This is a genomic window from Novosphingobium sp. BL-S-24, from assembly GCF_055521575.1.
The window spans coordinates 1705967-1732347 of sequence record NZ_CM145488.1 but is presented as its reverse complement, the minus strand read 5'-3'; the positions used below and the strand labels follow the sequence as shown (position 1 = coordinate 1732347).

Below are 26381 nucleotides of genomic sequence, written 5' to 3'. Positions count from 1 at the left end.
GTCAGCATCTTTCCTTCTTGTGGGACATCAATGGGCCGAATGTGCGTGATTGTCACGCATTGCGGCGCTCGCAGCTTCGAGGAACGGGCGCGGGTTGACCGGGCGATCGTTCACCCGAACTTCGAAGTGGAGGTGCGAGCCGGTTGATCGGCCCGTGCTGCCCATGGCGGCGATCCGCGCACCAGCATCGACTTCTTCGCCGACGCGGGCGTGGAAACCGGACAAGTGGCCATATCGGGTCATCAGGCCGTTGCCGTGCGTGATCTCCACGCAGTTGCCGTATCCGGGCTTCTGGCCGACGAACGTCACTTTGCCTTTGGCGGCGGCGTAGATAGGCGATCCCATCGGGCCGGGAAAATCAAGCCCGGCATGAAACGCCGCAGCGCCGGTGAACGGGTCCGACCGGTAGCCATAGCTGGACGATACGTAGGCGACATGGGCCGGGCTGACCTGCGGAATCGAGGAGAGGCCGTTTTCCAGCGCATCCATCCGCGCCAGGCTCTGGCCCATGCGGCGGAAGCGGGGATCGACGCTGCCGTCTCCCGCGGTCGCCAGCTTAACGAGCGGACCACCTTCCGCCATTCGTGAGGATGACGCGATGGCGCGGGGGTTGAGACCCAGCTTGCGAATGGCTTCGGTCGCGGACTTGCTACGGTGGTCCGCATAGGCTGTCAGCCTTTCGACCAGCGCAAGTTGTGCCGATTCGATGGAACGCAGGTCATTGGCGGGCAGGGTGGCGGCGCTGATCTTCTGCCCCCGACCACCGGCATCAGGCTGTTCGGCATCATCGCGGATATGCGCATCCACCATCTGCTCGATGAATTCCTGCCGCCGGGCCAGCTTGGACGCAAGATCGTCGACGCGCTGGTGATAGCGCTCCACACGTGCCTCGGCGTGGGCGACCTTCGCTTCGCGCTGAGCCAGTTCGGCTCGCGTCTCACCAGAGGATACTTGAGACACGGTCAGGGCGGCGATCGACGCGCACCATCCCCCCATGACGCCCAGAACGATACCGGCAGCAATTTTCTGATGACGCGATGATACGCGAACGGTTCGGACTTCCCCCCGCGACCGCATCATGAATTCGCGATCGGGAAACGCAGTCCGTAGGCGCTTCAAAAGCACCCCGGCAGAATTAGATAGCAAAACGACCCCGCTAAAAAGTCTTTGTCTTTGTCCCGAGGCGGGCAGCTAGCAGTGGCATGACGACTACGCGAATCCGCTTGCCGCAAACGCTTGCCGATTCGGGGTAGGGCGTAATTTCAATAAGATGAATTGAGGGATACATTTGCATGACGAGCATCTGGGGCATCGGTGACAGCGCAGCGCTTCGATGCTAGGCGCAGCATCATGAACATCCAAAGCACCCTGTCCCCCGATGTGCAGACCCTGACGCCAGATGCCCTGGTAGAGCAGATGGCGATCGACGGCCGGGCGGCGCAGCTTATCCTTGCGCGCCTGAGCGATGCTGCCAAGGCGGACGCGTTGCACGCCGCCGCTGCCGCCCTGCGCGATTCAAAGGACGCGATCCTGTCGGCCAACGCGCAGGACATTGCGGCGGGCGAGGCGAAGGGCCTTTCCGGCGCGCTGCTCGATCGGCTGCGGCTGGACGACAAGCGCCTTGCCGCCATGGCGGACGCGGTGGATCAGGTGGCGGACCTTCCCGATCCGGTCGGGGACGTCATTTCATCAAGCGAGCGTCCCAATGGCCTGAAGCTGTCGCGCGTTCGGATTCCCATTGGGCTGATCGGCATCATCTATGAAAGCCGCCCCAACGTAACGGCCGATGCAGCGGCGCTATGCTTGCGTTCAGGCAATGCGGTGTTGCTGCGTGGCGGCAGCGAGGCGCTCCATTCCAATCGCGCGATCCGCGCCGCCTTCTCGACGGGGCTGGAAAGCAAGGGCATTCCGTCCAGCGCCATCCAGCTGATTCCCACGCAGGACCGCGCCGTAGTGGGGGCGATGCTGACGGCGGCAGGGTTGATCGACATGATCGTGCCGCGGGGGGGCAAAAGCCTTGTTGCGCGCGTTCAAGCGGATGCGCGCGTGCCGGTGCTCGCTCATCTGGACGGCATTTGCCATACTTATGTTCATGCTGCCGCCGACCCGGACATGGCGCGCGATCTGGCGCTCAACGCCAAGATGCGGCGCACGGGGATCTGCGGCGCGATGGAAACCCTGCTGCTCGACACGCAGTTCGCGGGCAGCGAATCGGTCGTGGCGGCACTGCTGGATGCCGGGTGCGAGTTGCGCGGCGATGCCCGCGCCCAGGCGCTCGATCCCCGCATAGGCGCAGCGGCTGACGAGGACTGGGACACCGAATACCTCGATGCGGTGCTGTCCGTCGCGGTCGTGGACGGCATTGAGCGCGCGCTTGACCATATCGCTGCGCACTCGTCGCACCACACCGACGCGATCGTGACGGAGGACGCCACGGTAGCCGAACGTTTCCTCGACGAAGTGGACAGCGCGATCGTCATGGTGAACGCTTCGAGCCAGTTTGCCGACGGAGGCGAGTTCGGCCTTGGCGCGGAAATCGGGATCGCCACGGGTCGTCTGCACGCGCGTGGCCCCGTCGCGCTTGAGGGGCTGACGACCTACAAGTGGCAGGTGCGCGGTTCCGGGCAGGCGCGGCCCTGATCTACGAAAGCGGCAATGCCCGTCGCGGCCCGGTTACCGGGTTGCTTGGCGGCAGCTTCAACCCGGCGCATGGCGGCCATCGGCGAATCACCCTGTTCGCGCTGGACGCGCTGGCGCTGGACGAAGTGTGGTGGCTGGTTTCGCCCGGCAATCCCCTGAAGCCCACCGCAGGCATGGCACCCCTTCCGGCAAGAGTGGCATCGGCCCTGCGCATGGCCAGGCGAGCGCGTATCCGGCCCACGGCGATCGAGCGCGAACTGGGGACGCGCTATACCGTCGATACCCTGCGCCAGTTGCTGCGCCGCTACCCCGCCCGGCGCTTCGTCTGGCTGATGGGAGCGGACAATCTCGCCCAGTTGCACCGCTGGAAAGACTGGCGGACGATGGCGCGACTCATGCCGATTGCGGTAATCGCCCGTCCGGGGTATGATGGCGCTGCCCTCGCGAGCCCCGCGATGGCCTGGCTGGGCCGCTACCGGAAGCCCATCGCCAGCCTTCGCAGTCCGGAAAGGTGGAGCGCACCCGCGCTGGTGACATTGCGATTCGACCCCGATACGCGGTCGGCAACGGCGATACGCCAGGCCGATCCGGACTGGGCACGAAAGTTCGGCACGGGACTTTCGCGGGATGCAGTCACGTACCGCCCCATTCCCGGAATTGCAGCGTGACAGGCCGAGCGGCCCTTATCCTGCACACCCGGCTTACCAAGCATATGATCGGTTCAGGCGTGGTGGTTTCCATCACGTTCGGCCGATCCCTGAAAGGAGCAGACACCAACTAAGATGCCACAGGCACAGATACAGCCGGCCTCAACCGGCGCCACGCCCCCGCCAGCGGTACAGAGCGACGATCCGTTGCTGGCGCTCGTCCTCCAGTCTCTGGAAGACGATCAGGTGCAGGAACTCGTGACCATCGACCTCGATGGCAAATCCAGCATCGCCGATTTCATGGTGATCGGTTCCGGCCGTTCCACCCGTCAGGTCGCCGCCATGGCGCAGAAGCTGGGTGAACGGCTCAAGCAGGGCGGCCACGGCAGCCCGCGCATCGAAGGTCTGCCCGCAGCGGACTGGGTGCTGGTGGATGCCGGCAGCGTGGTGGTCCACCTGTTCCGCCCCGAAGTGCGCAGCTTCTACAATCTCGAGCGGATGTGGGGCTTCGACGGGCCTTCCGGCGCCGCCTGATCCATCTGGATCAGCGCACGCGATAGAGTGAGAGGATCAGCCCCGGTCGCGACGGCGGTCGGGCGCCTTGCGAAAGGAATCATGCGCCGGGGCGCGTAACGGGCTCTGGCGTCAAGCGATCATGCTGCTTCATATCATCGCGCGCGGCAAGATCGCCCGCTCGCCCGAGGGTGAGCTGCTGGATCGCTATGCCAAGCGGATCACCTGGCCGTTCCGCCATTCCGAGCTGCCTGACATCGGCGGCAAGATCCCGCCGCCGTCGCAGACCCCCAGCCGGGAGGTCTTGCTGGACGAGCGGGGCAAACCCATGACATCGGAAGAGTTCGCCGCTCTGCTCGGTCGCTGGCGGGACGATGGCGTTCGCGAATGCCGGTTCCTGATCGGCGCTGCTGACGGGCACGGAGAGGAAGCCCGCGCTGAGGCCGATCACCTCCTGTGCTTTGGTCGGATGACCTGGCCGCACCTGATGGCCCGCGCGATGCTGGCGGAGCAGCTGTGGCGCGCGACCGCGATCCTGGCGGGGCATCCCTATCACCGATCCGGCTGACTTCGGCTGACGAGCGGCATCTCGGGGCTTTCCGCCATGACCGCGTTCGCCTAGGCACTCTGCCTGTGAAATCCACGGCTCGCTCCCTTTTGATCATCGCCGCGTCAGGTGCTGCCGTGCTGGCCACTCAGGCGATGACGCAGGCCGATCCGATCGCGGTCATCGATCCGGGTGTCGACGCGCGAAAGGCACGGGACGATATGCTGGCGGCCCGGCGCGAAGGAGCAGCGGCGCGGGGAAGGGCGGAGAAGCTCGAACAGCGGGCCCGGCAGGTCAGCCAGCAGGCGGATCGCACGGCGCGAGACGCCGCCGCCGTGGCAGCGCGCATTCAGGAAACCGAAGCGGCGATCGCCGCCCGCCGCGCCCAGTTGCGGCTGATCTCCTCGCTGCAAAACAGCCTGCGTGCCGATCTGGCCGAGCGGCAGGGGCCTCTGGCGCGTCTGATCGGATCGCTACAGCGTCTGTCACGCCGCCCCCTGCTGCTGGCGCTGCTGCGCCCGGGATCGGTGCGCGATGCCGTCTACATGCGGGCGATGCTGGATACGATGCTGCCCGAGGTCGAAAAGCGGACCGCTTCGCTGCGCACCGCCATTGGACGAGCGCGGGAGCTGGAGGGGCAGGCGCAGACCGCTGCAACGGGATTGGCGAGCGAGGAGCAGGACTTGCGGGAAAGGCGGCGCCTGCTCGCCGCTCTGGAAACGCAGCAGCGGCTGGATAGCCGGGAAGCGACCGGCATCGCCGCGCGGGAAAACGACCGGGCGCTGGCGCTGGCGGAAAAGGCCCGCGATCTGGGTGATCTGGTGGTCGAAGTGGGACGACAGGGCCAACTGCGCAAGCAACTGGCCGCTTTGCCCGGCCCCATCGCGCGCCCGGCCCGGCCTGAAGATGCGCGGGTGGCCGATACGTCCCGACCTGCCCAAGCGCCTAGGGGTCTGGCGACATACATGCTGCCCGTCAGCGGGCGTCTCGTCACCGGGTTTGGGGAACAGGCGACGGGTCAGGCGCGGTCCATCGGTCTGGTGCTGGCCCCGCGGCCGACAGCCCAGGCAGTCGCCCCCGCGGCGGGACGCATTGCCTTTGCCGGGCCGTATCAGGGCTATGACCGGATCATCATCATCGAGCATGATGGCGGATGGACCTCGCTGGTCACCGGCCTTGCGCGGCTGGATGTTCGGGTCGGCGCCACGGTAGTTGCCGGTTCGCCCATCGGCGTTGCCGGTGCGCGCGATCCCCGGGTGATGGTGGAGCTGCGGCGGGACGGAAAGCCGGTCAACCCGCTGCCCTATGTCCGCTCCCTGTAGCTGAACTGTCGTCGGGTGCGGAACTTCGCCTCAACCGCTTACTTCTACAGCAATCCATCGCCGTTATGCTGGCATTCACCGCATTCGGGCGATACTATGCCCACACTCACCCGGCTCATGAGCCGGCAACTGCTGAAAGAGGCTTACTGCCCGATGAAGATCGTCCCGTTCCTTCGCGCTGCGCTGCTGGTATCCGCCGTTGCGGTGCTGCCCGTCGCGACGTCGGGCCTCTCCGCGGTTGATACCCGCGCAAGCCACGAATTCGACAAGCTTTTCACTATCTACCAGATCGTCAAGGACAACTATGTCGACAAGGTAGATGACGACAAGCTGCTGAAGGGCGCGATCGACGGCATGCTGGCCAGTCTCGACCCGCACTCCAACTACCTCGACGGCCCATCGCTGCAGCGGTTGGAGACGATGATCGACGGGAAGTACACCGGCCTCGGCCTCTCGGTGATCGAGGATGAAGGCGCAGTGAAGATCATCTCGCCGTTCAAGGGCAGCCCGGCTGAAAAGGCGGGCCTGAAGGCGGGTGACTACATCACCCATCTGGACGGCGTGCTGTATTACGAGCGTGATCTGGATGAAGCCGTGTCGAAGATGCGCGGCGCGGCGGGAACGTCGATCCGTCTGACGATCTTCCGACAGGGTCGCGACGCGCCGTTCGACGTCACCGTGACGCGGGGCGTGATCGAGCTTGAGCCGGTGACGTCGGAGCTGAAGGACAACGTCGGCGTTATCTCCGTCAACGAATTCTCGCGCGATGTCGGCAACGATGTGAACACCGCGCTGGCTGATCTTAAGAAGAAAGCCGCGCTGACGGGTGGAAAGCTGTCCGGCCTCGTGCTTGATCTGCGCTCCAATCCCGGTGGCTCGCTGGATGAAGCGGTGGCGCTGTCGGACCTGTTCCTGGACAAGGGGGATATCGTCTCGCAGCGTGGGCGCAATGCCAACGAGAACCAGTTCTATCACGCCGAATCGATCTTCAAGGGAGACGCCGCGAAGGGCCTGCCGATCGTCGTGCTGGTCGATGCCGGTTCCGCGTCGGCGTCCGAGATCGTCGCCGGCGCGCTGCAGGATCAGCATCGCGCAGTGATTATGGGCGAACGCACGTTCGGCAAGGGTTCGGTCCAGACGTTCCTGCCGCTGGACAACAACAGCGCAGTGAAGCTGACCACCGCGCGGTACTTCACCCCTTCGGGCCATTCGGTGCAGGAAGGCGGCATCGTCCCCGACATCAAGGTGCCGCAGCTGTCCGACCCGGATGCCCGTGCCCGCGCCGAACGGGCGGTGCGTGAATCGGATTTGCGTGGCCATCTGATCAACGAGGCGTCGTTGAAGGACAAGGATCTGGAAACCGACAAGAAGGACGATCCGCGCTTCAAGATGACGGCTGCCGAACTGGAGAAGCAGGGCATCAAGGACTTCCAGCTGCATTACGCGATCAGCACGTTGCAGCGCACCGCCGGCAAACCCGCGCTAGCCGCTGCGGCCAAGCGATAGGGCCGGGCCATGGCGGTTGCGGTGACGGCGGCATTGCGTACCGCCCGATGGCTTGCCCTTGTCATTCCGGTGGCGTTGCTGGGGGGCGCCTGGATCAGCCAGTACGGCTTCGGGCTGTATCCGTGCGAAATGTGCTGGTGGCAGCGCTATCCGCACATGATCGCGATCGTGCTGGCGGCGCTATCCTTCTTCTGGCGGCCGGTGCGCCCGCTGGTGGCGGTGGCGGCCTTCGCGATACTGGTGTCGGGGCTGATCGGCGGGTTCCACGCCGGGGTCGAATATGGCTGGTGGGAAGGCATCACCGCCTGCACCGCCAGCCCGCTCGCCGCGGGGGGCGATCCGCTGGACGCGATCATGCGCGCTCCGGTCATCCGCTGTGACGTCGCGCCGTGGAGCCTTTTCGGGATTTCGCTGGCGGGCTGGAATTTCATCGTATCGACCGTGGGTGCGTTGATCGTCCTCGGCCTTGTGGCCCGCAAAGGCAATTCCCCTGAAAGGATCGCACGATGAGCACATCGGTATCGCGCCGCAGTGATCGGTTTCTTCGCGTCGATCAGGCGGGTGAGTATGGTGCCACGCGGATCTATGCCGGGCAATTGGCGGTCATGGGCACGCGCGCACCGCACTCTACCGAGATTGCCGGGATGGCGGCGCAGGAGGCGGATCATCGCGCCAAGTTCGATGCGATGATGGCGCAGCGGGGCGTGCGGCCTACCCTGTTGCAACCGGTGTGGTCGGCAGCGGGCTATGCGCTGGGCGCGGCAACCGCGCTGATCGGCCCGGAAGCCGCAATGGCCTGCACCGCCGCCATCGAGACGGAGATCGACCGGCACTACACTCAGCAGATCGACGATCTGGGTGATGACGATCCCGAACTGGGCGCGGTGATCCGCGAGTTTCGTGATGACGAGCGCGAACATCGCGATGCCGCATTGGCGGCAGGGGCGGAAAAAGCACCCGCCTATCCGCTGCTGTTTCAGGCAATCCGCATGGGCTGCCGAGTGGCGATCAAGCTTTCGGAACGTATCTGAATGTTCGCGGGTTAGCTTTTTATGTGCGGCGTGACCGCGCCACCTAGCGACAGCGACGTAGCAAGACGAATATCGACCATTGGAGTCACCGTGATGATCCGCCTTTTCACCGCATCCGCTCTGGCCGCCCTGGCGCTGGCCGCAACGCCTGCGTTTGCCCAGCAGAGCATCCCGCTGCCAGAAGGCGTGAACACGGACGGCGAAAAGGTGAACCAGCTGATCATCTATGGCGACGATGCGTGCCCCCCCTCCAGCGACAGCGAACTGGTGATTTGCGTGCGTAGGAATGAAGGCGAGCGTTACCGCATCCCCGAACCGCTGCGCGGCATCGATTCCCCCCAGTCGGAAGCGTGGGCGAACAAGGTCCAGGCGTATGAAACGGTGGGCGCCTTCGGCAACCTCAGCTGTTCACCAGTCGGCGCGGGTGGATCGCTGGGCTGTACGCAGCAGCTGATCGACCGCGCGGCCGCCGAACGCAAGGAAGGGTCCGACGTCCGTTTCGGCGAATTGATTGCGGCTGAGCGCGAAAAGCGGCTGTCTACAATCGACGAGGATGCCGCTGCCCAGCAGGCCCGGGTCGAAGAGGCGGAAAAGGCCTATTTCGACCAGCGCCAGCGCCAGGAAGCGGCACAGGACAAGGCCGCCGGAGCCAGCACCCAGCCGCCTGCCAAGTAGACGCACGACCAGGCCCACGAAGCCCGACTTCATCGGTTGAAATCGGTAATGCTCTTGCGTTGATCGGGCAATTAACCGCACACGGTCCCATCGGGTTTAGCGGGGACGAGTACGCGCGATGGGCGTGACGGGATCGATCGATATTTTTCACGCCATAGCTGGTCTGCTGGTCGGGACACTGGTGGGGCTGACGGGGGTTGGCGGCGGATCGCTGATGACGCCGCTGCTGGTGCTGCTGTTCGGCGTTAGTGCCAAGACGGCGGTCGGCACCGACCTCCTGTTTGCGGCGATCACCAAGATTGCCGGGTCTGCCGTCCACGGATCGCGCGAAACGGTGGAATGGCCCATCGTCAAACGGCTGGCCCTTGGCAGTATCCCGTCTGCCTTGATAACCTTGGCCGTGATGGCAGCCGTCGGCAAAGTCGGAAAGTCGACGGAGCATGTCATCCTCGTCTCGCTCGCCACCCTGCTGGCGCTGACATCGCTGGCGGTAATTGGTCGTAAGTGGCTGTTTCGTCATGCCAGTGATTTCGCCCAGGTCCGTTCGGCGGCCCAGATCACCGGCGGCACCATCGCGCTTGGCGCGCTCATCGGGGTCGCGGTTTCGATCTCGTCCGTCGGTGCGGGGGCGATCGGAGTGACGGTGCTGCTGATGCTGTATCCGAAGCTGCAGATGTCCCGGATCGTCGGATCGGACATCGCCCATGCCGTGCCTCTGGCGCTGATTGCCGGAACAGGGCACTGGATCATGGGGGACGTGAACGGGCGACTGCTGACCAATCTCCTGATCGGCTCGATCCCCGGTGTGGTGGTGGGAAGCTATCTATCCTCTCGCGCCCCGGACCGGGTGCTGCAACCGCTGCTGGCAGGGGTTTTGGCGCTGTCGTCCTGGCAGCTGTTCGTCAAAGCCTACACCCCGGAAAAGGTGAAGGTTGAAGTGATCGCGCCAAACAAGGCATAGGGTTCCGGTCACAAAAACGCCGGGGCGTCACCACCCCGGCTGTTTTATTTCTAATCGGAGCGAATCAGGTCAGCGCAATGTCCGGCGCGTCTTCCTGCTTCATGCCGACGACGTGATAGCCGCAGTCCACATGATGGGTTTCGCCGGTCACGCCTGACGAGAGGTCGGACAGCAGGTACAGCCCAGCGCCGCCCACATCCTCGATCGACACGTTGCGGCGCAGCGGGGCGTTCAGCTCGTTCCACTTCAGGATGTAGCGGAAGTCGCCGATGCCGCTGGCGGCCAGTGTTTTGATAGGCCCGGCGGAGATCGCATTCACGCGGATGCCTTGCGGACCCAGATCGTTGGCCAGGTACTTCACCGAGGCTTCCAGCGCCGCCTTCGCCACGCCCATGACGTTGTAGTGCGGCACGACCTTTTCAGCGCCGTAGTACGTCAGCGTGACGATTGATCCGCCTTCCGACATCATCGGCAGGGCGCGCCGGGTGACGGCGACCAGCGAATAAGCGGAGATGTTCATGGTCATCAGGAAGTTGTCGAGGCTGGTGTCGACATACTTTCCGCGCAATTCGTTCTTGTCCGAAAAGCCGATGGCGTGGACCAGAAAATCGATCTTGCCCCAGCGCTGCTCGATCTGGGCGAACGCGGTGTCCAGCGCTTCCATGTTCGATACGTCGCAATCGATCAGGAAATCGCTGCCCAGGCTTTCCGCCAGCGGCCTTACCCGCTTGGCCAATGCTTCCCCCTGATAGGAAAAGGCAAGCTCCGCGCCCTGCTCGTGCAGTTTCTTGGCAATTCCCCAGGCCAGCGACTTGTCATTTGCAAGGCCCATGATCAGGCCGCGTTTACCGTGCATCAGACCGGTCATTCGTTTCTTCCTGTAACATTTTTGTCGTTAGGCCCGGGGGCCGTGGCGGGGGTATCGGGCGTGTCCGGCGCTTCGGGTGCCACCGCCAACGCCGCGTTGAGTTCGGCGCCTACGACCATCCCTAGTCCGACAAGCCAGAAAAAGAAAAGCGCGATCATCACCCCGGCCAGGCTGCCGTACGTAAGATCGTAGTTGAGAAAGCTCTGCAGGACCTTGGGAAGCGAATAGGCAACCAGCAGCCACCATACTGTCACTAAGGCCGGGCCGGGCCATTTGCGGTAGCGCCGCTTCTGGTATTCCGACGGCGTGAGCAGATAGAACAGCAGATAGATCGACAGGAAAATGCCTCCCGCGCTCATTGCACTGGAAAGGGCGATCTGCTCCGACATCGTGTTCAAGCCCGGAAACAGCGCCGAGATGATCGTCTGCGCGGCGGAAATCAGCACCTGCGACGACAAGGAAATGAGGAGCAACAGCACCGACCCAAAGATCGTCGCGCTGGAAACCAGACGGGATCTCCAGAATCGAGGGCGCTTCTTCACATCATAGGCCCGGTGAAGAATATCCCGGATCGTCTCAACCAGGCTGCCTGCGGTCCAGACGCCCAGAAAACCGCCGATCCACAACAGCCAGCCATGACGGGCAGCGGCGACGTCATGCGCAACCGGCCGCAGCACATCGCCTACGCGAGAGGGTAGAGAGCGGAGGATCGCTTCGATCGATGCGCCCATTTGGTCCTGCTCACCCAGAACCGACAGGATTGCGGCGAGCGCGATGAAAAACGGGAAAAGCGCGAGCAGCGTCATGTAGGCCAGATTGCCCGCGTGAATGAAGCCATCGTCCCACGTGCCGCCCATCACCCGCATCAGCACGCGGAAAAACCGTGTGCCCGGGCCGGCCTTGCGCTTGATCCGGTGGCGCAGCGCCTCGTGCTGATGGGCGCCGCCGTTCACGATCCTGCGGCTCGTTCCGGATGGAACGGCGGGCGTGGCACCCGCGTCAGACGCCAAGTTTACCGCGCACGTCGCGTTCATCCCGCCAGTCTGACAGGCGAGCGGCCAAGTCCTCGTCCGCTTCGGGCAACACGATCTGGAGTGTGATCAGCTGATCGCCACGGCTGCCGTCCTTGCGCGTCATCCCGCGTCCTTTCAGACGCAGAACCTTGCCCGAACTGGCGCTGGCTGGAACGGAGAGCATGACGGCGCCAGAGGCGGTGGGCGCTTTGACTTTCGCGCCGTTCAGCGCCTCGTCCAGGGTGATCGGCAAGTCGAGCCGCAAGTCATCCCCGTCCTGCCGGAAAAAGGCGTGCGGCATGATCTGGATCGTCACTAGGGCATCGCCAGCGCCGCCCGGCCCTGCGTCTCCCTTGCCGGACAGGCGCATCTGAGTGCCATCCTCAAGCCCGGCCGGAAGTTTCAGGTCGATGGTCTTGCCATCGGACAGGGTGATGCGCTGCGCCTTGAGTTCCGCTGCATCCGGCAGCGGCACGGCAAGGCGATAGTTCACGCTGGCTCCACGCGGCGCGGCGCGCGAACGGCCTCCACCCATGCCTCCGCCCATTCCGGGACCGCCGCGACCGCCACCGCCGAAGATCCCGCCGAACAGGTCTTCCAGGTCGATGCCCTCGTCATTCCCGAAACCGCCGCCGAAGCCGCGCTGGCCACCCGGACCACCACCATAGCTGCCGCCACCGAACCCGCCCGCTCCGCCAAACGGGTGCGCGGGGTTTCCCTCCGCATCGATCTCACCCCGATCGAACTGGGCGCGCTTCGCCTTGTCCGAAAGCAGGTCATACGCGCGGGTCACATCGCTGAAGCGCGCAGCGGCCTGCGGGTTGTCTTTATTGGTGTCGGGATGGAGTTCCTTTGCCAGCTTGCGATACGCGGACTTGATGTCTTTTTCGCTCGCACCGCGTGATACGCCGAGTGTTGTGTAAGGATCTGCTGCCATGATGCATGCCTAGCTAGGTTGCGACTCGCTTTTGGACAAGCGTCAGATCGCTTGCGGGTCATGCAATCCTTTCGTACGTCGCGCGTTACGTTCGTATGCCGCCCCGCACACCGGGGTTTCAACACACAGGACCATGCCGATCGTGACCGACTCCAGCGCCTTCGATGTTGAGCATTCTCAAGACGTGATCCCTCACGGCGATCCCATTGCACTGTTTACCGCGTGGTACGACGAAGCGCGTGGAACGGAAATCAACGATTCCAATGCCATGGCACTGGCAACCGCCACGCCCGATGGCATTCCGTCCGTCCGCATGGTGCTGTTGAAGGACTATGGCCCGGAAGGTTTTGTGTTCTATACCAACGGCCGCAGTCGCAAGGGTCGAGAGATCGCGGCCAACCCGCAGGTTTCGCTGCTGTTTCACTGGAAGAGCCTGCGCCGCCAGATTCGCATCGAAGGCTTGCTGTCGCCCGTCAGCGATGCTGAGGCGGATGCTTATTTCCATTCGCGCGCCCGTGACTCGCAATTGGGCGCGGTGGCCTCTGATCAATCCGCACCGCTCGATTCGCGCGCGACCTTTCTCGCCCGCTATGAAGAGATGCGGGACAGGTTCGACGGCGGCGAAGTGGAGCGCCCTGCCCATTGGGGCGGCTGGCGAGTACGGCCGTTGGCGATCGAGTTCTGGCAGGATCGGCCCTATCGTCTCCACGAACGTCGTCGGTTCGAACGCGACGCCAATGGCTGGGCCAGTTGCCTGCTCTATCCGTGAGCACCAGCGCCGTCACCGATGCCGGGCGGCTTAACCGCCACGCTGCGTTTGCAAGCATCGCGGCGGCGACGCTGTTGCTGGCGATCAAGGGTTACGCCGCGTGGATGACCGGCTCCACGGCGATGCTGGGCAGCCTTGCCGACACCGCCCTGGACCTTGTCGCCAGCGTCGGCACGCTGGTGGGCGTGTGGATCGCCGCCCAGCCTGCGGATGACAAGCACCGCTTTGGCCATGGCAAGGCAGAGGCGATTGCCGCGCTATTCCAGATCGTCCTGATCTCCATCTCCGCCATCGGCATCGCCGGGCGGGCGATAGAGCAGTATGCGGTCGGCCAACGGGTACGGGCGGCGCAAGAGGGCATCTGGGTGTCCGTCGCCGCAATCGCAGTCACGTTCGCACTGATCGGCTGGCAGCGCTATGTGATTCGCCGGACCGGCAGTCTCGCGATCTCTACCGACAGCGTTCATTACCAGTCGGACCTGATGCTGAATCTGGCAGTGATTGCTGCCTTGGTGCTGGACCAGTACCTTGGCGTGCACGGGGCGGACCCCTTGTTCGGCCTGATCATCGCCGGCTGGCTGGCATGGGGAGCATGGGGCGCGTCACGCCAGGTGCTTGACCAGCTGATGGATCATGAATGGCCAGCGGAAAAGAAGCAGCGTTTTCTTGAAGTGGTCGCAAGCCACCCGGAGATCACCGGCGCACACGATTTTCGCACCCGGACGTCGGGTAACCGGGATTTCGTGCAGTTTCACATTTGGGTGGATGCCGACATGACCGTGCGGCAGGCACACCGGGTGATCGACGATCTGGAAGCTGCGCTGCACCGGGATTTCCCGGATACCGAAATCCTGATCCACACCGATCCGGAAGGGCTGGTGGATGAGGCCGGGGCGGCCGGCAAGGACGTGCTGCCGCCGATCAGGGTAACGGACTAGGTCGACGCCTACTGCCGGGCCTTCAGCGCTTTCACGCAGGCCCCTCGATCCACATTCTGCCCATCCGACGAACGGCGAGCATCGACGTAGCTGGCGTGCGGCTCCTTGGACGATGCGCTAGGGTAGAGGAACACATCCAGCACGCACGCGGTGCCGGTAAACTGCAGCTTGCGCGCATCGCCTTCCCAGACGTCCAGCCTGGGCTCCCCAAACAGGCGCACCAGCTGCCCCTGGTTCGCGCCGATCACACCTTCCAGACCAGGCGCCATCTGCAGCTGCGCTTCGCGCGGTGCGGCGCGCATCGGCTGGCGCACCGCAGGGATACCCGTACCGCGCTTTACGGTGGAAGGGGCGCTGGCAACCCCGCCGCCGGTGCTGGCGCAAGCGGAAAGACCAAGCGCCAGAGCCATGGCGACAAGCGGTGAGCGGATCCGGCGGGTGACGTGCATCAGTGAATTGGGTGTCATGATCGGCGCGAGGCATTGCCCGGCGCATCGGCGGAGTCAACGCCCTTCATCCGGGCGGCGCTTGCCGAGCGGCAGGGCGCACGCTAGGCGCGGGGGATACCGCTTATTCCTCGAACATCTTGCAAGGATCTCCCGCTTCCATGACGCAACCCAGTCTGGACGTCATCGCCATCGGCAATGCCATCATCGACGTTATCGCGAACTGCCCCGATACACTGATCGACGAACTGGGTCTGACCCATGGCGGCATGCAGCTGATCGACGCTGATCAGGCAACCAGCCTCTACGCCGCGATGGGGCCTGCCCGCGAAGTATCCGGTGGTTCGGCGGCCAACACGCTGGCGGGGCTTGCCGCACTGGGCGCGAAATGTGGCTTCGTCGGACAGGTCGCGGACGATCAGCTGGGCGAGGTTTTCACTCATGACATCCAGGCCGCAGGCATTACTTTCACGGTGCCACCGCGCGCGGGTGAGACGCCGACTGCGCGTTGCCTGATCTTTGTGACGCCGGACGGCCAGCGCACGATGAACACCTTCCTCGGCGCGTCGCACCTGCTTTCAGCCGACATGGTGGACGAATCCGCGATCGCCGATGCCGCCGTGCTGTATCTCGAAGGCTATCTGTGGGATCCGGAAGAACCGCGCGAGGCGATGCGCAAAGCCATCGCCGCCGCACGCGCCGCCGGCCGCAAGATCGCCTTCAGCCCTTCGGAATCGTTCATCATCGACCGGCACCGCCCCGATTTCCTGACGTTGATCAATGACGGGGCGATCGACCTGCTGTTCTGCAACGAACATGAAATGGCCTCGCTGACTGGCAAATCGTCGTTCGAAGACGGCATCACCATGCTGAGCGCCAAGGTTCCGGTGCTGGTGGTAACGCGCGGCGCCGATGGCGCGGTGGCGATCGCGGGGGCGGAGCGTGCGGAGGTGGCCGCACAGCCTATCGACCGGGTGATGGACACTACGGGGGCGGGCGATCTGTTCGCCGCCGGTTTCCTCTATGGCCATGTCCGGGGCAAGAGCCTGCAGGATTCGCTGCTGATGGGGTCAATCTGCGCCAGTGAGATCATCTCTCACTACGGCGCGCGGCCCGAATGCGATCTGGCTGACTTCGTCGCCCAGCGCATGAGCTGAATATAGACAAGGATACCGGCTTGAACTGCCCTGCGCTGATCGACTTCGAAGCGAGCTGTCTGCCCGAGTACGGACAGTCATTTCCCATCGAGGTCGCAGTGGCGCGGATCGATGGGTCAAGCCGGTCCTGGCTGATCCGCCCCGCTGACGCGTGGCGGCATTGGGACTGGTCCCCGGAAGCGGAAGCGCTGCACGGGATCAGTCGCGACATGCTGGAAAGGCATGGCGCTCCGGCGGCGCAGGTCGTGACCGAGATGGCAGCGTTCGTCGCCGGGTGCGACGTCTATGCCGATGCCGATCTGGACGAGCACTGGCTGGAAGTCCTCTGTCAGGCGGCAGGCGCGGCTCTCCCTTTTCCCGTTCGCTATCTGGGCGAGTTTTTGGAGCAGCAGGGCTTCACCCGCCCGCAGGTCGTGATCGCACTGGATGAGGCGAAGCGCCGCCTCCCGCAACAGCATCACGCCCGCGACGATGCGAGCCGTCTGGCGCTGATGGTCAGCCTGCTGCTCGCACAGGACTAGGCCTTAGCCGTCGCCGGTGACGCCGTCGTCCGCGTCGGGATCATCGAGCACGCTGACCAGGATCTTGTCGATCTTCAGGCCGTCCATGTCGATGACCTCGAAGCGCCAGCCCTGTTCATCGAAATGCTCACCCTCGCGCGGGACCTTGCGGAGTACGGCCAGGACGTAACCCGCCAGGGTCGCAAACTCGCGGTCGTCGGGCAGGGTGATGCCCAGACGATCGGCCAGCGAATCAGCGGGCATCGCGCCAGACACCAACAGCGACCCATCGTCCCGCTCGACTATCAGTGGCTCGTCACCTTCATCCTGATGCGCGACGAAATTGCCCGCGAGCGCCGACAGCACATCGGACGGCGTGACCAGACCTTCCAGATGGCCATATTCATCATGGACGACCGCCATCGCCACTTCGGCGGTCTGCAGTTTGCGCAGTGCATCCATCGCATCGAGCTGATCGGGGATGACTTCGGCCTTGCGCATCATCGCACGCACATCGACAGGGCGACCGGCGACCAGGCATGCCAGCACTTCGCGTACCTTGAGGATGCCGACCACATTGTCCGGCGCGCCTTCGCCCGCCACCGGCAGCAGCGAGTGAGGCGACGCCTCGATCTTGGCGCGAAGCTGCGCCTCGTCAGCGTCCACGTCGATCCAGTCGATCTGGTTACGCGGGGTCATCAGTTCGCGGACCGGGCGGTCGGCAAGCCGCATGATGCCGGTCATCATCGCCCGTTCTTCTTCCTCGATCACCCCCGACCGCGTGGCCTCGGCGAAGATCATGTGGAGTTCCTCGGCGGTAAGCTGCTCCGAATCGCCGCGCCGTATCGAGAACAGGCGCAGGATCAGGGCCGAGGAGTTATCCAGCAACCACACGAACGGGCCCATGATCGTGGCGAGCAGGCTCATCGGGCGGGCCATGATCAGGGCAACCGGCTCGGCCATGCGCAGCGCCAGTTGCTTTGGCACCAGTTCGCCGACCACTACGCTGAAATACGTCGTCGCCATGATGACCAGCGCGAAGCCGACTTCCGCCGCGAAGCGGGTCGGCAGGCCCAACGCGGCCAGACGCTCACCCACCGGGCCGCCCAGGCTCGAGCCCGAGTAAGCGCCCGCGATGATGCCGATCAGGGTGATGCCGATCTGGACGGTGGAGAGGAATCGGCCCGGGTCTGCGGCAAGTTCAAGTGCGGTCTTGGCCGCCTTGCCTCCCTTGTCGGCCAAAGCACGAAGCCTAGGCGCGCGGGCGGAGACGATGGCCAGTTCGGACATCGAGAACAGGCCATTGATCAGGATCAGGCCGGCGATGATGAGGAGGTCAGTCCAGGGAAAGGGCGTCACAATGGCTGATCGCTAGCAGAGATTGCGGCAATAGCGAAGCGCCTGTGACGCATCGCAATGCAATGTCATCAAGGACATCGTCGGGGAACCTCGGCGGGGGACATGGGTTGAGCGGGCATCGGACATTGTGCATTCACGATCACTATCGCACACAGATGCCTGCCAGTTCCCAAGGGCACATCAATAGGAGGGTTCAAGATGAAGAAGTCGCGCCTCGTCACATCGGCGGCAGCCGTGCTTGCATTGGTCACCGTTTCTGCGTGCGTCACGGACCCGAACACCGGTGAACGCAAGGTTTCTCGCACGGCAATCGGCGGTGCGGGCGGTGCGGGCCTCGGCTATCTTCTGGGCAGCGTGATCGGCGGCAAGACTGCGCGGATCGTCGGTGCGGGCATCGGCGGCGTGGCCGGCGGCGTCGTCGGTTACCAGATGGACAAGCAGATCAAGGAACTGAAGGAACAGACCGCCGGGTCGGGCATCGATGTCAGCCAGCAGGGCGACGGCATTCTTCTGAACCTGCCCGACGTGACGTTCGCGGTGGATTCGACGGTTGTCAGCCCTTCGTTCCAGGCCGCGCTCGACAAAGTTTCGCAGTCGATGATCCAGTATCCGGACAGCCTGATCGACGTGTACGGTCATACCGATTCCACCGGCTCTGCAGCGTACAACCAGGACTTGTCCAAGCGCCGGGCCGACGCCGTGGGCCGCTATCTGATTTCGCGCGGAGTTTCCTCCTCGCGCATCCAGACTCAGGGGATGGGTAAGAATTATCCGGTTGCGGATAACAACACTGCAGAAGGCCGCGCTCTCAACCGTCGCGTGGAAATCAAGATCACTCCGGTCACCAAGGACGATGTGAACTCCGCCCGGTAACGGTCTCCAATTCGATTTTGTACTTAGGGGAGGGCCGGTGCGACATGCATCGGCCCTTTCTGTTTGAAAACAAGCGAGGATCCGACTTGCATCGCCCTTGATCTGCGATAATGTTTGCTCGAACATATCGGGGGGTATGATGCGTTTCAGATTAGCAGCGGTTCTGCTTGCGCTGGTGTGGCCGGGCGTTGCGCAGGCGGCTTGGCTAGAGGCATCGAGCGAGCACTTCGTCATTTATGCCGACGATACGGAGCGCGATGTCACCCGCTTCGCTCAGCAGCTTGAACGCTTTCATGCCGGTATGGCTATGCTGCTCAACTCAAAGTCTGCGGCGCCCAGCCCGTCCAATCGGATGACTGTCTATGTCGTGCGCAATCAGCGTGAGGTGCGCACGTTGCACGGCGGGGACAACAAGTACATCGGCGGATATTATGTCCCGCGCGCCGGAGGCTCGCTGGCGATCGTGCCGACCATCAATAGTGGCGGCGGAGAAGACAACTGGTCGATGGTGGTGCTTTTGCATGAGTATGCACACCACTTCCTGATTTCGGCCAGTGCAGCTCCCATGCCGCGCTGGTTCAGCGAAGGAGCGGCAGAATTCTTCGCATCGGCCAAGTTCGAGGCCGATGGTGGGTTGTGGCTGGGTCGTCCCGCGCAGCATCGCGCCTACGAATTGTTTGCCGAGCGCGATGTGAAGGCGGCGGACCTTCTCGACCCGGCCGAGTATGAGAAACACAAGCAAAAATCGTACGACGCGTTCTACGGGAAAAGCTGGCTCCTGTACCACTATCTGACGTTTGACACGGCGCGCAAAGGGCAGCTCGCCCGCTACGTCGATCTGCTGCGCACCGGCAAAGGGCAGCGCGAGGCAGGCGCAGAGGCGTTTGGGGACTTCGGCGTGCTGGAGAAGGACCTTGATCGCTATCTGGTGAAACGTAGGATCAATGCGCTGCGACTATCCGCGGAAGTCGTCCCGGTCGGGGCAGTGCGGATCAGGACTCTCCCCGTGGGAGAGGCAGCGATGATGCCCGTCCGCATCCGGTCCAAGAACGGAATTGGCTCTGTCGAACAGGCGAACACGCTGTTGGTGGAAGCGCGGGCGGTTGCGTCGCGTTATCCTGCGGATCCCGCAGTGCTGGCAGCGCTAGCGGAATGCGAGCACGACGCCGGCAACGATAAGGAAGCCGTCGCCGCTGCAGATAAAGCCATCTCAGCAGATCCCACTCAGACCAACGCCTATGTCCAGAAAGGTCTGTCGCTGTTTCGCATTGCCGCTGCGGCCGATGATCAAAAACTGGCGTACCGCAAAGCGAGAGAGCCGTTCATCGCGCTCAATAAGATCGAGAACGATCACCCGCTGCCGCTGATCTATTTCTATCGCAGCTTTGCCGAGCAGGGGATCAAGCCGCCATCCCTGGCGATGGATGGCATGGTCCGCGCGGTACAACTGGCGCCTTTCGATCTTGGCTTGCGGATGAACCTCGCCCAGGCGCTAATTCAGGTGGATCGACAAAAGGAAGCGCGAACTGTGCTGCTTCCCGTTGCGTTTAATCCGCACGGAGGCAAGACGAGCGAATTCGCTCGAACGGCCATTGAACAGATTGAAAAGAACCCGTCATGGAAGGGTGAGAATCTGAACTTCGACTACGCGGCTGACGAAGGCGATGCGGCATCTTGAATTAAAGAGGCGTTGCGTCAGTGATCTATGCCGAGAAGCGTACCGCCCGTTCGGCCAGCCGCTCCACGGCGGCGGCATGAATTCCCGCTGAGGCCACCATCACACCGAATGCGCGCGGATCATGCTTGTTATAGTTCAGCGGCTGGCCGAACGCGTCCGTCACCACTGCGCCTGCTTCGCGAGCGATCAGCCCGGCAGCGGCGATGTCCCACTCATAGCCCCAGCGCAGGGTAGTCAGCAGGTCAGCCTGATTGTCGGCGACCATCGCCATGCGAAGGGCGATTGAGTTCGGCTGATCGACCAAAAGAAGGTCGGCATCTTCCTTCGCCAGCTTCTGCGCAGGCACTCGCGCGCCCGACAGCGATTCGCGTCGGCTGGCGATCAGCGGGCGATCGTTGAGCCAAGCGCCCTTGCCTGCCTCGGCAAACCAGAACTCTCCCCCTTCCTCGCGCCGCCGGACAGGGGCGAAAAGATAACCTAGAAGCGGGCGCCCGGTGTTCACCAGAGCCACCGATACGGCCCAGCCCGTGCGACCACGAATGAAGTCCCGGGTGCCGTCGATCGGATCAACCAGCCAGACCAGATCGGTGGTCTGGCGATGGCGCGTGTCGATCGTCTCTTCGGAAAGCCAGCCCGCCGCAGGGAGCAGGGCATGCAGTTCCCGCTTCAGATATTCATCCACCGCCAGATCCGCAGTGCATACCGGACTGCCGGGGGTCTTCTCCCACGACTCCAATGCGTGCCCATCGCCCGGCCAGCCCGCTAGGGCGATGCGCCCGGCCTCGCGGACGATATTGCTCAGCTTATCACGATCAATCATTGATATTGCGTCTTCTTATCAATTACCCAAGTGCAATTTGTTCTGCTGCTATCAGTTTGGGCAGGATACGGCCCTTTTCAAGCGAGGCCGGATGTGCTTAGGCGGCAGGCGAACGTATGGCTACGGCGCCTTCCCGGGACCTCCAGCAGAAAGCGATTTGAGCGATGAACATTCACGAATATCAGGCCAAGGAACTGCTCGCAAAGTATGGCGTGGGTATCCCAGCCGGGATTGCAGCGCTGACTGTAGAGGAAGCGGTCGCCGCCGCCAAGCAGCTCCCCGGGCCGCTTTATGTCGTGAAGGCGCAGATCCACGCCGGTGGCCGTGGCAAGGGCAAGTTCAAGGAACTGGGCACCGATGCCAAGGGCGGTGTGCGTCTCGCCAAGTCGATCGAGGAAGTCGAATCCTTCGCTAAGGAGATGCTCGGCAATACGCTCGTCACCATCCAGACAGGCGATGCCGGCAAGCAGGTGAACCGCCTGTACGTGACCGACGGCGTTGATATCGCCAAGGAATACTACCTTTCGATGGTCGTCGATCGCGCCACGAGCCGAGTCGCGATGATCGTGTCGACTGAGGGTGGCATGGACATCGAGGAAGTTGCCCACTCGACGCCGGAGCGGATCACGACGATCACCGTCGACACCGCATCGGGCTTCCAGCCGCACCATGGCCGCGCGGTCGCCTTCGCTCTCAAGCTGACGGGCGATCTCAATAAGCAGGCGCAGAAGGTCTCCAAGCAGTTGTACGAGGCGTTCGTCGCGCTCGACTGCGATATGCTCGAAATCAATCCTTTGGTGGAAACCAAGGACGGCAACCTGCTCGTCCTCGACACCAAGATGAGCTTCGATTCGAACGCGCTCTACCGTCACCCCGACGTCCAGGAACTGCGCGACGAGACCGAGGAAGATCCTGCCGAAGTCGAGGCATCGAAGTACGACCTTGCCTACATCAAGCTCGATGGCGACATCGGCTGCATGGTCAACGGCGCGGGCCTGGCCATGGCCACAATGGACATCATCAAGCTGAACGGCATGTTCCCGGCCAACTTCCTCGACGTTGGCGGCGGCGCCAACAAGGAAAAGGTCACTGCAGCGTTCAAGATCATTCTTGCCGACCCAGCCGTGAAGGGCATCCTGGTCAACATCTTCGGCGGCATCATGAAGTGTGACGTCATCGCTGAGGGCATCGTTGCTGCGGCAAAGGAAGTGAACCTGCAGGTTCCTCTCGTCGTCCGCCTCGAAGGCACCAACGTCCAGCAGGGCAAGGACATCCTGGCCAACTCGGGCCTGCCGATCGTCCCCGCCAACGATCTGGGCGATGCCGCCAAGAAGATCGTCGCCGAGGTCAAGAACGCGGCCTGATCATCGGGAACACCATCGCGTGGATGATTTGATGAGATAATCAAACGGCGGAGGTTTCGCGACCTTCGCCGTTTGTGCATGTAATCTTCCCGCCATACGCTGAAGCCTGTCAAATCGCGGCAGGGCTTGACGGGATGGGCAGCGACCGCGATAGCAATCGCTAGAGTTTAATCGCGCGGTTAAATTTTTCCGTGCTGAGTTGAGAGGACAGATCAATGAAGATCCTCGTGCCCGTTAAGCGGGTTATCGATTACAACGTAAAGCCGCGCGTCAAGGCGGATGGCACCGGTGTTGACCTTGCCAACGTCAAGATGAGCATGAATCCCTTCGATGAAATTGCGGTCGAGGAAGCTATCCGCCTGAAGGAAGCGGGCAAGGCAGAAGAGATCATCGCGATCTCGGTTGGACCGACGAAAGCACAGGAAACGCTGCGCACCGCCCTTGCAATGGGTGCGGACCGAGCAATCCTGGTCGAAACCGATGCCGAAGTCGAACCTCTGGCCGTCGCCAAGATTCTCAAGGCTATCGTGGGCGAAGAAAACCCTGGCCTGGTCATTCTGGGCAAGCAGGCGATCGACGACGATTCCAACCAGACCGGCCAGATGCTTGCCGCATTGCTTGGCCGTCCCCAGGGGACGTTCGCCAGCAAGGTGGAGATCGATGGCGAAAGCGTGGCAGTGACCCGTGAAGTCGATGGCGGACTGGAGACGGTGAAGCTGTCGCTCCCCGCAATCGTCACCACCGATCTTCGGCTGAACGAGCCGCGCTATGCCTCGCTGCCGAACATCATGAAGGCCAAGAAGAAGCAGCTCGATGTGAAGTCGCCCGCTGACTACGGTGTAGAAATCGCGCCGCGCCTCAAGACGCTGAAGGTGTCTGAACCGCCTGTGCGCTCGGCCGGTGTCAAGGTGGCCGACGTCGATGCGCTGGTGGCCAAGCTCAAGGAAATGGGAGTCGCCTGATGAAGACGCTTGTTTGGGTTGAACACGACAATGCGTCGGTCAAGGACGCTACCCTGGCCGTTGTTACCGCAGCGGCAAAGCTGGGCGAAGTGCACCTGCTGGTCGCCGGTTCGGGCTGCCGTGCCGTAGCCGATGCTGCGGCGCAGATTTCGGGGGTGGGCAAAGTCCACTTGGCTGATGACGACGCCTTCGAGCACGGGCTGCCGGAGAACGTTGCTCCCTTGATCGTTGATCTGATGGGCGATCACGATGCATTCGTCGCCCCGGCGACCACGACCGGCAAGAACATCGCTCCGCGCGTTGCTGCTCTGCTGGACGTGATGCAGATCTCGGATATTCTTTCGATCGAGGGCGAGAAGACCTTCACGCGTCCGATCTACGCGGGCAATGCCATCGCCACGGTCGAATCGAGCGATGCCAAGCTGGTGCTGACGGTTCGCGGCACTGCGTTCGAAAAGGCCGCAGCAACCGGTGGTTCGGGCGTAGTCGAGGACGTTTCAGGTGCGGGTGATGCCGGACTGTCCAGCTTCGTCGGCGCCGAACTCGCTAAGTCGGAGCGCCCGGAACTGACAAGCGCGAAGATCATCGTTTCCGGCGGGCGCGCGCTCAAGGATTCGGAAACGTTCGAAGCCACGATCCTGCCGCTTGCAGACAAGCTCGGTGCAGCTGTCGGTGCCAGCCGCGCAGCGGTTGATGCGGGTTACGTGCCGAACGACTACCAGGTGGGCCAGACCGGCAAGATCGTTGCTCCGGAAGTGTACATTGCCGTCGGCATTTCAGGCGCGATCCAGCACTTGGCCGGGATGAAGGACTCCAAGACGATCATCGCGATCAACAAGGACGAAGACGCGCCGATTTTCCAGGTTGCCGACCTTGGGCTTGTGGCCGATTTGTTCACGGCTGTGCCTGAACTGACTGGCAAACTCTGATCAGTTATTGATCGGGCGAAGAAATGGCCCCCGGATGAGAGTCCGGGGGTTTTTCGTGTGATCTACAGTCCGTTATGAACCATCGGCCGGGTGGCGCAAGAGGTGTCAGCGCAACGCTGGTAACCGCTCGAGCAGATTGAGCTTGATGCCGTCATCGTCGCAATGGTGTGCGTAGTGTTTGAAGCCGAATATCGCGGCTACCCGCTGTGACGCGGTGTTTCCTTCTTCGATCATGCAGGCAATGCGACAAGGGCCGTGGGTGCGGTCGAACCAGTTAAATACCGCGTCCATGACTTCCTTTGCGACGCCTTTGCCAACCCAGTCGCGGCGGACGATCCAGCCTGCCTCGGGAACGTCGTCCATGCCCAGGTCTGCGCCAAATCCCCGCCACGAATGAAACACCCCGCAACTCGCGATCAGCGCGCTTGCGCCGCGTTCACGAACAGCGAAATTGCCATATCCATGAAGCATCCAGGATCCGGCATTGCGCATAAGGCGCTCGAACTGGCGCTGAGGACCTGCGCGAAAAGAACCCAGATAACGCCGGGTTTCCATGTCAGACAAAAGCCGGCACATCCCGTCCAGGTCAGTCGCAGCGGGACGCCACAAGTCGAACCTATCGGTCTGGAGGAAGGGAGCATCATTCACAGCAGGCGGTCGATAGTATGGATGCACAAACCGAACAAGCCGCCGACGAGTGTCCCGTTGATGCGAATGAATTGAAGGTCGCGTCCGACCGCTCCCTCGATCCGATCGCTTACCGTACGGGCATCCCAGCGCTTTACCGTCTCAGATACGAGGCGGACGATTTCCCCGCCATAGCGGGCGGTCACCCCCACCATAGTGCGACGCGCAAAGCGATTGATCTGGGCCTGCAGCCTTGTGTCGAGCCGCAAAGCGTCGCCAAGTTCGGCCAGCATCGTGGTCAGTTGCCCGCCCAGCGCGGTATTTGGATCGCGGGCAGCAGCGATCAGTTTGTGGCGGAGGTGTTCCCATACACCCTGCCACCACCGGCTCACCGCGGGGTTGGCGATAAGGTCCCGTTTGGCGTTCTCAACTCGAGAGCGCAGCACTTCGTCATGCACAAGGTCGTAGGCCAGGCTCTCCAGCATCTGTTCGACTTTGGCTTTCAGGGGGTGGTCGGGCTGGACGATCATCTCGGCAAGCAGCTTGTACAGACCGTCCAGCACCGAATTGGCGATGCGGCTATCCAGACCGGTGAAGCGCAACAGGCCGTTTGCGCGTTCGCGAATCATGTTTCTGACCAAGTCTTCGTTTGCCTCCAGCGCTTCACCGGCCCAACGGATCGCGCTGTCGATCAGCGGCAGGTGGCGGCGATCGGCAATGGCGGATGACAGGATCTGGCCAAGCAGCGGTGCGATCTCGATCCGCTCAAGCTGTCGGGCAAGTCCGGCGCGGACCTGATTTCCCAGCCGTTCGGGATCAAGCGATTCTAGCACGTCAGCCAGCAGGTTTGCCGCCCCGGCTCTGAGGCGCGATTCGCCCCCACGCCCGGGATCGGACAGAAAACCGCCAGCGGCGCCCGCGAAATTGAAGGCATTCACGCGCCGGGCGACCACTTGCGGAGTCAGGAAATTGTCGCGCAAAAACGCTGCCATCGAGTCAGCTATGCGGTTTTTGTTTTCGGGGATGATCGCGGTGTGTGGTATCGGCAGGCCCAAGGGGCGACGAAACAGGGCGGTCACCGCAAACCAGTCCGCCAAGCCGCCGACCATGGCCGCTTCGGTAAACGCGATGGCATAGCCCCAACCCACGCTATCGCCGCCGAAGCGGCGCAGCAGTATGAAGGCGATCGCCATCGCCAGCAGCAGCCCGGTGGCAAAGAGCCGCATGCGACGCGCCTTATCCTGCACCGGGCCATTCAGCACGACGGGTGGCGAACCGGGTCCTGCTGGCGGCAACGTA

General features: G+C 63.0%; 28 protein-coding genes. 19 read left to right on the top strand and 9 right to left on the bottom strand.

Annotated elements, in window-relative coordinates; all coding sequences use genetic code 11:
- Nucleotides 1-27: 27 nt before the first annotated feature.
- Nucleotides 28-1080: a M23 family metallopeptidase gene (locus tag ACZ1JM_RS13600; RefSeq protein WP_465132916.1), complete on the bottom strand. Its 1053-nt coding sequence runs from the start codon at nt 1078-1080 to the stop codon at nt 28-30.
- Between the two features lie 270 nt (nt 1081-1350).
- Between ACZ1JM_RS13600 and ACZ1JM_RS13595 the strand changes: the two genes are divergently transcribed.
- The 10 genes from ACZ1JM_RS13595 to ACZ1JM_RS13550 all read left to right on the top strand — a co-directional run bounded on the left by ACZ1JM_RS13595 (nt 1351) and on the right by ACZ1JM_RS13550 (nt 9842).
- Nucleotides 1351-2640, top strand: coding sequence for a glutamate-5-semialdehyde dehydrogenase (locus ACZ1JM_RS13595; protein WP_465132915.1), 1290 nt, complete (start codon nt 1351-1353; stop codon nt 2638-2640).
- The gene (locus ACZ1JM_RS13590; protein ID WP_465132914.1) at nt 2604-3308 is read left to right on the top strand and encodes a nicotinate-nucleotide adenylyltransferase; all 705 of its coding nucleotides are present in this window, start codon (nt 2604-2606) and stop codon (nt 3306-3308) included. The genes ACZ1JM_RS13595 and ACZ1JM_RS13590 overlap by 37 nt, the downstream gene beginning before the upstream one ends.
- Before the next feature lie 114 nt (nt 3309-3422).
- A complete protein-coding gene (rsfS, locus tag ACZ1JM_RS13585) occupies nt 3423-3821 on the top strand; it encodes a ribosome silencing factor (RefSeq protein ID WP_465132913.1) in 399 nt (132 codons plus the stop codon).
- 121 nt (nt 3822-3942) lie between these two features.
- Nucleotides 3943-4368: a 23S rRNA (pseudouridine(1915)-N(3))-methyltransferase RlmH gene (locus tag ACZ1JM_RS13580; protein ID WP_465132912.1), complete on the top strand. Its 426-nt coding sequence runs from the start codon at nt 3943-3945 to the stop codon at nt 4366-4368.
- A 65-nt stretch (nt 4369-4433) separates the two neighbouring features.
- Entirely contained in the window at nt 4434-5669 is a 1236-nt protein-coding gene (locus ACZ1JM_RS13575; protein ID WP_465132911.1) for a murein hydrolase activator EnvC family protein, read from the top strand.
- Between the two features lie 153 nt (nt 5670-5822).
- Nucleotides 5823-7175 (top strand): S41 family peptidase, encoded by a 1353-nt coding sequence (locus ACZ1JM_RS13570; protein WP_465135077.1) that lies wholly within the window; start codon nt 5823-5825, stop codon nt 7173-7175.
- 9 nt (nt 7176-7184) lie between these two features.
- On the top strand, nt 7185-7685 hold the full coding sequence (locus ACZ1JM_RS13565) for a disulfide bond formation protein B (protein ID WP_465132910.1): 501 nt from the start codon (nt 7185-7187) through the stop codon (nt 7683-7685).
- A complete protein-coding gene (locus tag ACZ1JM_RS13560) occupies nt 7682-8206 on the top strand; it encodes a demethoxyubiquinone hydroxylase family protein (RefSeq protein WP_465132909.1) in 525 nt (174 codons plus the stop codon). Before ACZ1JM_RS13565 ends, ACZ1JM_RS13560 begins: the two co-directional genes overlap by 4 nt.
- 93 nt (nt 8207-8299) lie before the next feature.
- On the top strand, nt 8300-8881 hold the full coding sequence (locus ACZ1JM_RS13555) for a hypothetical protein (protein WP_465132908.1): 582 nt from the start codon (nt 8300-8302) through the stop codon (nt 8879-8881).
- Between the two features lie 118 nt (nt 8882-8999).
- The gene (locus ACZ1JM_RS13550) at nt 9000-9842 is read left to right on the top strand and encodes a sulfite exporter TauE/SafE family protein (RefSeq protein ID WP_465132907.1); all 843 of its coding nucleotides are present in this window, start codon (nt 9000-9002) and stop codon (nt 9840-9842) included.
- A gap of 64 nt (nt 9843-9906) precedes the next feature.
- On the opposite strand, the gene fabI is transcribed toward ACZ1JM_RS13550, so the two are convergent.
- Genes fabI through ACZ1JM_RS13535 form a run of 3 tightly spaced genes read right to left on the bottom strand, consistent with a single transcriptional unit; the run spans nt 9907 to nt 12660 of the window.
- A complete protein-coding gene (gene fabI, locus ACZ1JM_RS13545; RefSeq protein ID WP_465132906.1) occupies nt 9907-10710 on the bottom strand; it encodes an enoyl-ACP reductase FabI in 804 nt (267 codons plus the stop codon).
- Entirely contained in the window at nt 10707-11663 is a 957-nt protein-coding gene (locus tag ACZ1JM_RS13540; protein WP_465132905.1) for a YihY/virulence factor BrkB family protein, read from the bottom strand. The genes fabI and ACZ1JM_RS13540 overlap by 4 nt, the downstream gene beginning before the upstream one ends.
- Nucleotides 11664-11709: 46 nt before the next feature.
- Entirely contained in the window at nt 11710-12660 is a 951-nt protein-coding gene (locus ACZ1JM_RS13535; RefSeq protein WP_465132904.1) for a DnaJ C-terminal domain-containing protein, read from the bottom strand.
- A gap of 142 nt (nt 12661-12802) precedes the next feature.
- On the opposite strand from ACZ1JM_RS13535, the gene pdxH reads away from it, so the two are divergent.
- Entirely contained in the window at nt 12803-13429 is a 627-nt protein-coding gene (gene pdxH / locus ACZ1JM_RS13530) for a pyridoxamine 5'-phosphate oxidase (protein ID WP_465132903.1), read from the top strand.
- Nucleotides 13426-14367, top strand: coding sequence for a cation diffusion facilitator family transporter (locus ACZ1JM_RS13525; RefSeq protein WP_465132902.1), 942 nt, complete (start codon nt 13426-13428; stop codon nt 14365-14367). The genes pdxH and ACZ1JM_RS13525 overlap by 4 nt, the downstream gene beginning before the upstream one ends.
- A gap of 8 nt (nt 14368-14375) precedes the next feature.
- On the opposite strand, the gene ACZ1JM_RS13520 is transcribed toward ACZ1JM_RS13525, so the two are convergent.
- Nucleotides 14376-14834, bottom strand: coding sequence for a hypothetical protein (locus ACZ1JM_RS13520; protein WP_465132901.1), 459 nt, complete (start codon nt 14832-14834; stop codon nt 14376-14378).
- 140 nt (nt 14835-14974) lie between these two features.
- Here ACZ1JM_RS13520 and ACZ1JM_RS13515 point away from each other — a divergent pair, with 140 nt between their 5' ends.
- Both ACZ1JM_RS13515 and ACZ1JM_RS13510 read left to right on the top strand, forming a co-directional pair.
- The gene (locus ACZ1JM_RS13515; protein WP_465132900.1) at nt 14975-15970 is read left to right on the top strand and encodes an adenosine kinase; all 996 of its coding nucleotides are present in this window, start codon (nt 14975-14977) and stop codon (nt 15968-15970) included.
- A 20-nt stretch (nt 15971-15990) separates the two neighbouring features.
- Nucleotides 15991-16491 carry a 3'-5' exonuclease gene (locus tag ACZ1JM_RS13510; RefSeq protein WP_465132899.1) on the top strand — a complete coding sequence of 167 codons (501 nt, stop codon included), beginning with the start codon at nt 15991-15993 and terminating at the stop codon, nt 16489-16491.
- A gap of 3 nt (nt 16492-16494) precedes the next feature.
- Here the strand turns inward: ACZ1JM_RS13510 and ACZ1JM_RS13505 are convergent, their stop codons facing one another.
- A complete protein-coding gene (locus ACZ1JM_RS13505; RefSeq protein ID WP_465132898.1) occupies nt 16495-17829 on the bottom strand; it encodes a hemolysin family protein in 1335 nt (444 codons plus the stop codon).
- Between the two features lie 198 nt (nt 17830-18027).
- Between ACZ1JM_RS13505 and ACZ1JM_RS13500 the strand changes: the two genes are divergently transcribed.
- Nucleotides 18028-18702 carry a YiaD family glycine zipper/OmpA-like lipoprotein gene (locus tag ACZ1JM_RS13500; RefSeq protein WP_465132897.1) on the top strand — a complete coding sequence of 225 codons (675 nt, stop codon included), beginning with the start codon at nt 18028-18030 and terminating at the stop codon, nt 18700-18702.
- Between the two features lie 136 nt (nt 18703-18838).
- Complete coding sequence (locus ACZ1JM_RS13495) at nt 18839-20380, top strand: DUF1570 domain-containing protein (protein WP_465132896.1); 1542 nt, start codon at nt 18839-18841, stop codon at nt 20378-20380.
- Between the two features lie 25 nt (nt 20381-20405).
- Here the strand turns inward: ACZ1JM_RS13495 and ACZ1JM_RS13490 are convergent, their stop codons facing one another.
- Nucleotides 20406-21200 (bottom strand): 3'(2'),5'-bisphosphate nucleotidase CysQ, encoded by a 795-nt coding sequence (locus ACZ1JM_RS13490; RefSeq protein ID WP_465132895.1) that lies wholly within the window; start codon nt 21198-21200, stop codon nt 20406-20408.
- Nucleotides 21201-21364: 164 nt separating this feature from the next.
- Here ACZ1JM_RS13490 and sucC point away from each other — a divergent pair, with 164 nt between their 5' ends.
- The 3 genes from sucC (at nt 21365) to ACZ1JM_RS13475 (ending at nt 24455) form a co-directional block, all read left to right on the top strand.
- On the top strand, nt 21365-22564 hold the full coding sequence (gene sucC / locus ACZ1JM_RS13485) for an ADP-forming succinate--CoA ligase subunit beta (RefSeq protein ID WP_465132894.1): 1200 nt from the start codon (nt 21365-21367) through the stop codon (nt 22562-22564).
- Between the two features lie 215 nt (nt 22565-22779).
- Nucleotides 22780-23526 carry an electron transfer flavoprotein subunit beta/FixA family protein gene (locus ACZ1JM_RS13480; RefSeq protein ID WP_465132893.1) on the top strand — a complete coding sequence of 249 codons (747 nt, stop codon included), beginning with the start codon at nt 22780-22782 and terminating at the stop codon, nt 23524-23526.
- Nucleotides 23526-24455: an electron transfer flavoprotein subunit alpha/FixB family protein gene (locus ACZ1JM_RS13475; RefSeq protein WP_465132892.1), complete on the top strand. Its 930-nt coding sequence runs from the start codon at nt 23526-23528 to the stop codon at nt 24453-24455. Before ACZ1JM_RS13480 ends, ACZ1JM_RS13475 begins: the two co-directional genes overlap by 1 nt.
- 105 nt (nt 24456-24560) lie before the next feature.
- On the opposite strand, the gene ACZ1JM_RS13470 is transcribed toward ACZ1JM_RS13475, so the two are convergent.
- Nucleotides 24561-25103, bottom strand: a complete 543-nt coding sequence (locus ACZ1JM_RS13470; RefSeq protein ID WP_465132891.1) for a GNAT family N-acetyltransferase — start codon at nt 25101-25103, stop codon at nt 24561-24563.
- Complete coding sequence (locus tag ACZ1JM_RS13465; protein WP_465132890.1) at nt 25100-26308, bottom strand: DUF445 domain-containing protein; 1209 nt, start codon at nt 26306-26308, stop codon at nt 25100-25102. The genes ACZ1JM_RS13470 and ACZ1JM_RS13465 overlap by 4 nt, the downstream gene beginning before the upstream one ends.
- Between the last annotated feature and the right edge of the window lie 73 nt (nt 26309-26381).

Bases quoted from the DNA above. Each gene is read 5' to 3' on its own strand.
- ACZ1JM_RS13600 (WP_465132916.1), bottom strand. From the start codon at position 1,080: ATGATGCGGTCGCGGGGGGAAGTCCGAACCGTTCGCGTATCATCGCGT.
- ACZ1JM_RS13595 (WP_465132915.1), top strand. From the start codon at position 1,351: ATGAACATCCAAAGCACCCTGTCCCCCGATGTGCAGACCCTGACGCCA.
- rsfS (WP_465132913.1), top strand. From the start codon at position 3,423: ATGCCACAGGCACAGATACAGCCGGCCTCAACCGGCGCCACGCCCCCG.
- ACZ1JM_RS13580 (WP_465132912.1), top strand. From the start codon at position 3,943: ATGCTGCTTCATATCATCGCGCGCGGCAAGATCGCCCGCTCGCCCGAG.
- ACZ1JM_RS13570 (WP_465135077.1), top strand. From the start codon at position 5,823: ATGAAGATCGTCCCGTTCCTTCGCGCTGCGCTGCTGGTATCCGCCGTT.
- ACZ1JM_RS13565 (WP_465132910.1), top strand. From the start codon at position 7,185: ATGGCGGTTGCGGTGACGGCGGCATTGCGTACCGCCCGATGGCTTGCC.
- ACZ1JM_RS13560 (WP_465132909.1), top strand. From the start codon at position 7,682: ATGAGCACATCGGTATCGCGCCGCAGTGATCGGTTTCTTCGCGTCGAT.
- ACZ1JM_RS13555 (WP_465132908.1), top strand. From the start codon at position 8,300: ATGATCCGCCTTTTCACCGCATCCGCTCTGGCCGCCCTGGCGCTGGCC.
- ACZ1JM_RS13550 (WP_465132907.1), top strand. From the start codon at position 9,000: ATGGGCGTGACGGGATCGATCGATATTTTTCACGCCATAGCTGGTCTG.
- fabI (WP_465132906.1), bottom strand. From the start codon at position 10,710: ATGACCGGTCTGATGCACGGTAAACGCGGCCTGATCATGGGCCTTGCA.
- ACZ1JM_RS13535 (WP_465132904.1), bottom strand. From the start codon at position 12,660: ATGGCAGCAGATCCTTACACAACACTCGGCGTATCACGCGGTGCGAGC.
- ACZ1JM_RS13520 (WP_465132901.1), bottom strand. From the start codon at position 14,834: ATGACACCCAATTCACTGATGCACGTCACCCGCCGGATCCGCTCACCG.
- ACZ1JM_RS13515 (WP_465132900.1), top strand. From the start codon at position 14,975: ATGACGCAACCCAGTCTGGACGTCATCGCCATCGGCAATGCCATCATC.
- ACZ1JM_RS13500 (WP_465132897.1), top strand. From the start codon at position 18,028: ATGAAGAAGTCGCGCCTCGTCACATCGGCGGCAGCCGTGCTTGCATTG.
- ACZ1JM_RS13495 (WP_465132896.1), top strand. From the start codon at position 18,839: ATGATGCGTTTCAGATTAGCAGCGGTTCTGCTTGCGCTGGTGTGGCCG.
- ACZ1JM_RS13490 (WP_465132895.1), bottom strand. From the start codon at position 21,200: ATGATTGATCGTGATAAGCTGAGCAATATCGTCCGCGAGGCCGGGCGC.
- sucC (WP_465132894.1), top strand. From the start codon at position 21,365: ATGAACATTCACGAATATCAGGCCAAGGAACTGCTCGCAAAGTATGGC.
- ACZ1JM_RS13480 (WP_465132893.1), top strand. From the start codon at position 22,780: ATGAAGATCCTCGTGCCCGTTAAGCGGGTTATCGATTACAACGTAAAG.
- ACZ1JM_RS13475 (WP_465132892.1), top strand. From the start codon at position 23,526: ATGAAGACGCTTGTTTGGGTTGAACACGACAATGCGTCGGTCAAGGAC.
- ACZ1JM_RS13465 (WP_465132890.1), bottom strand. From the start codon at position 26,308: ATGCGGCTCTTTGCCACCGGGCTGCTGCTGGCGATGGCGATCGCCTTC.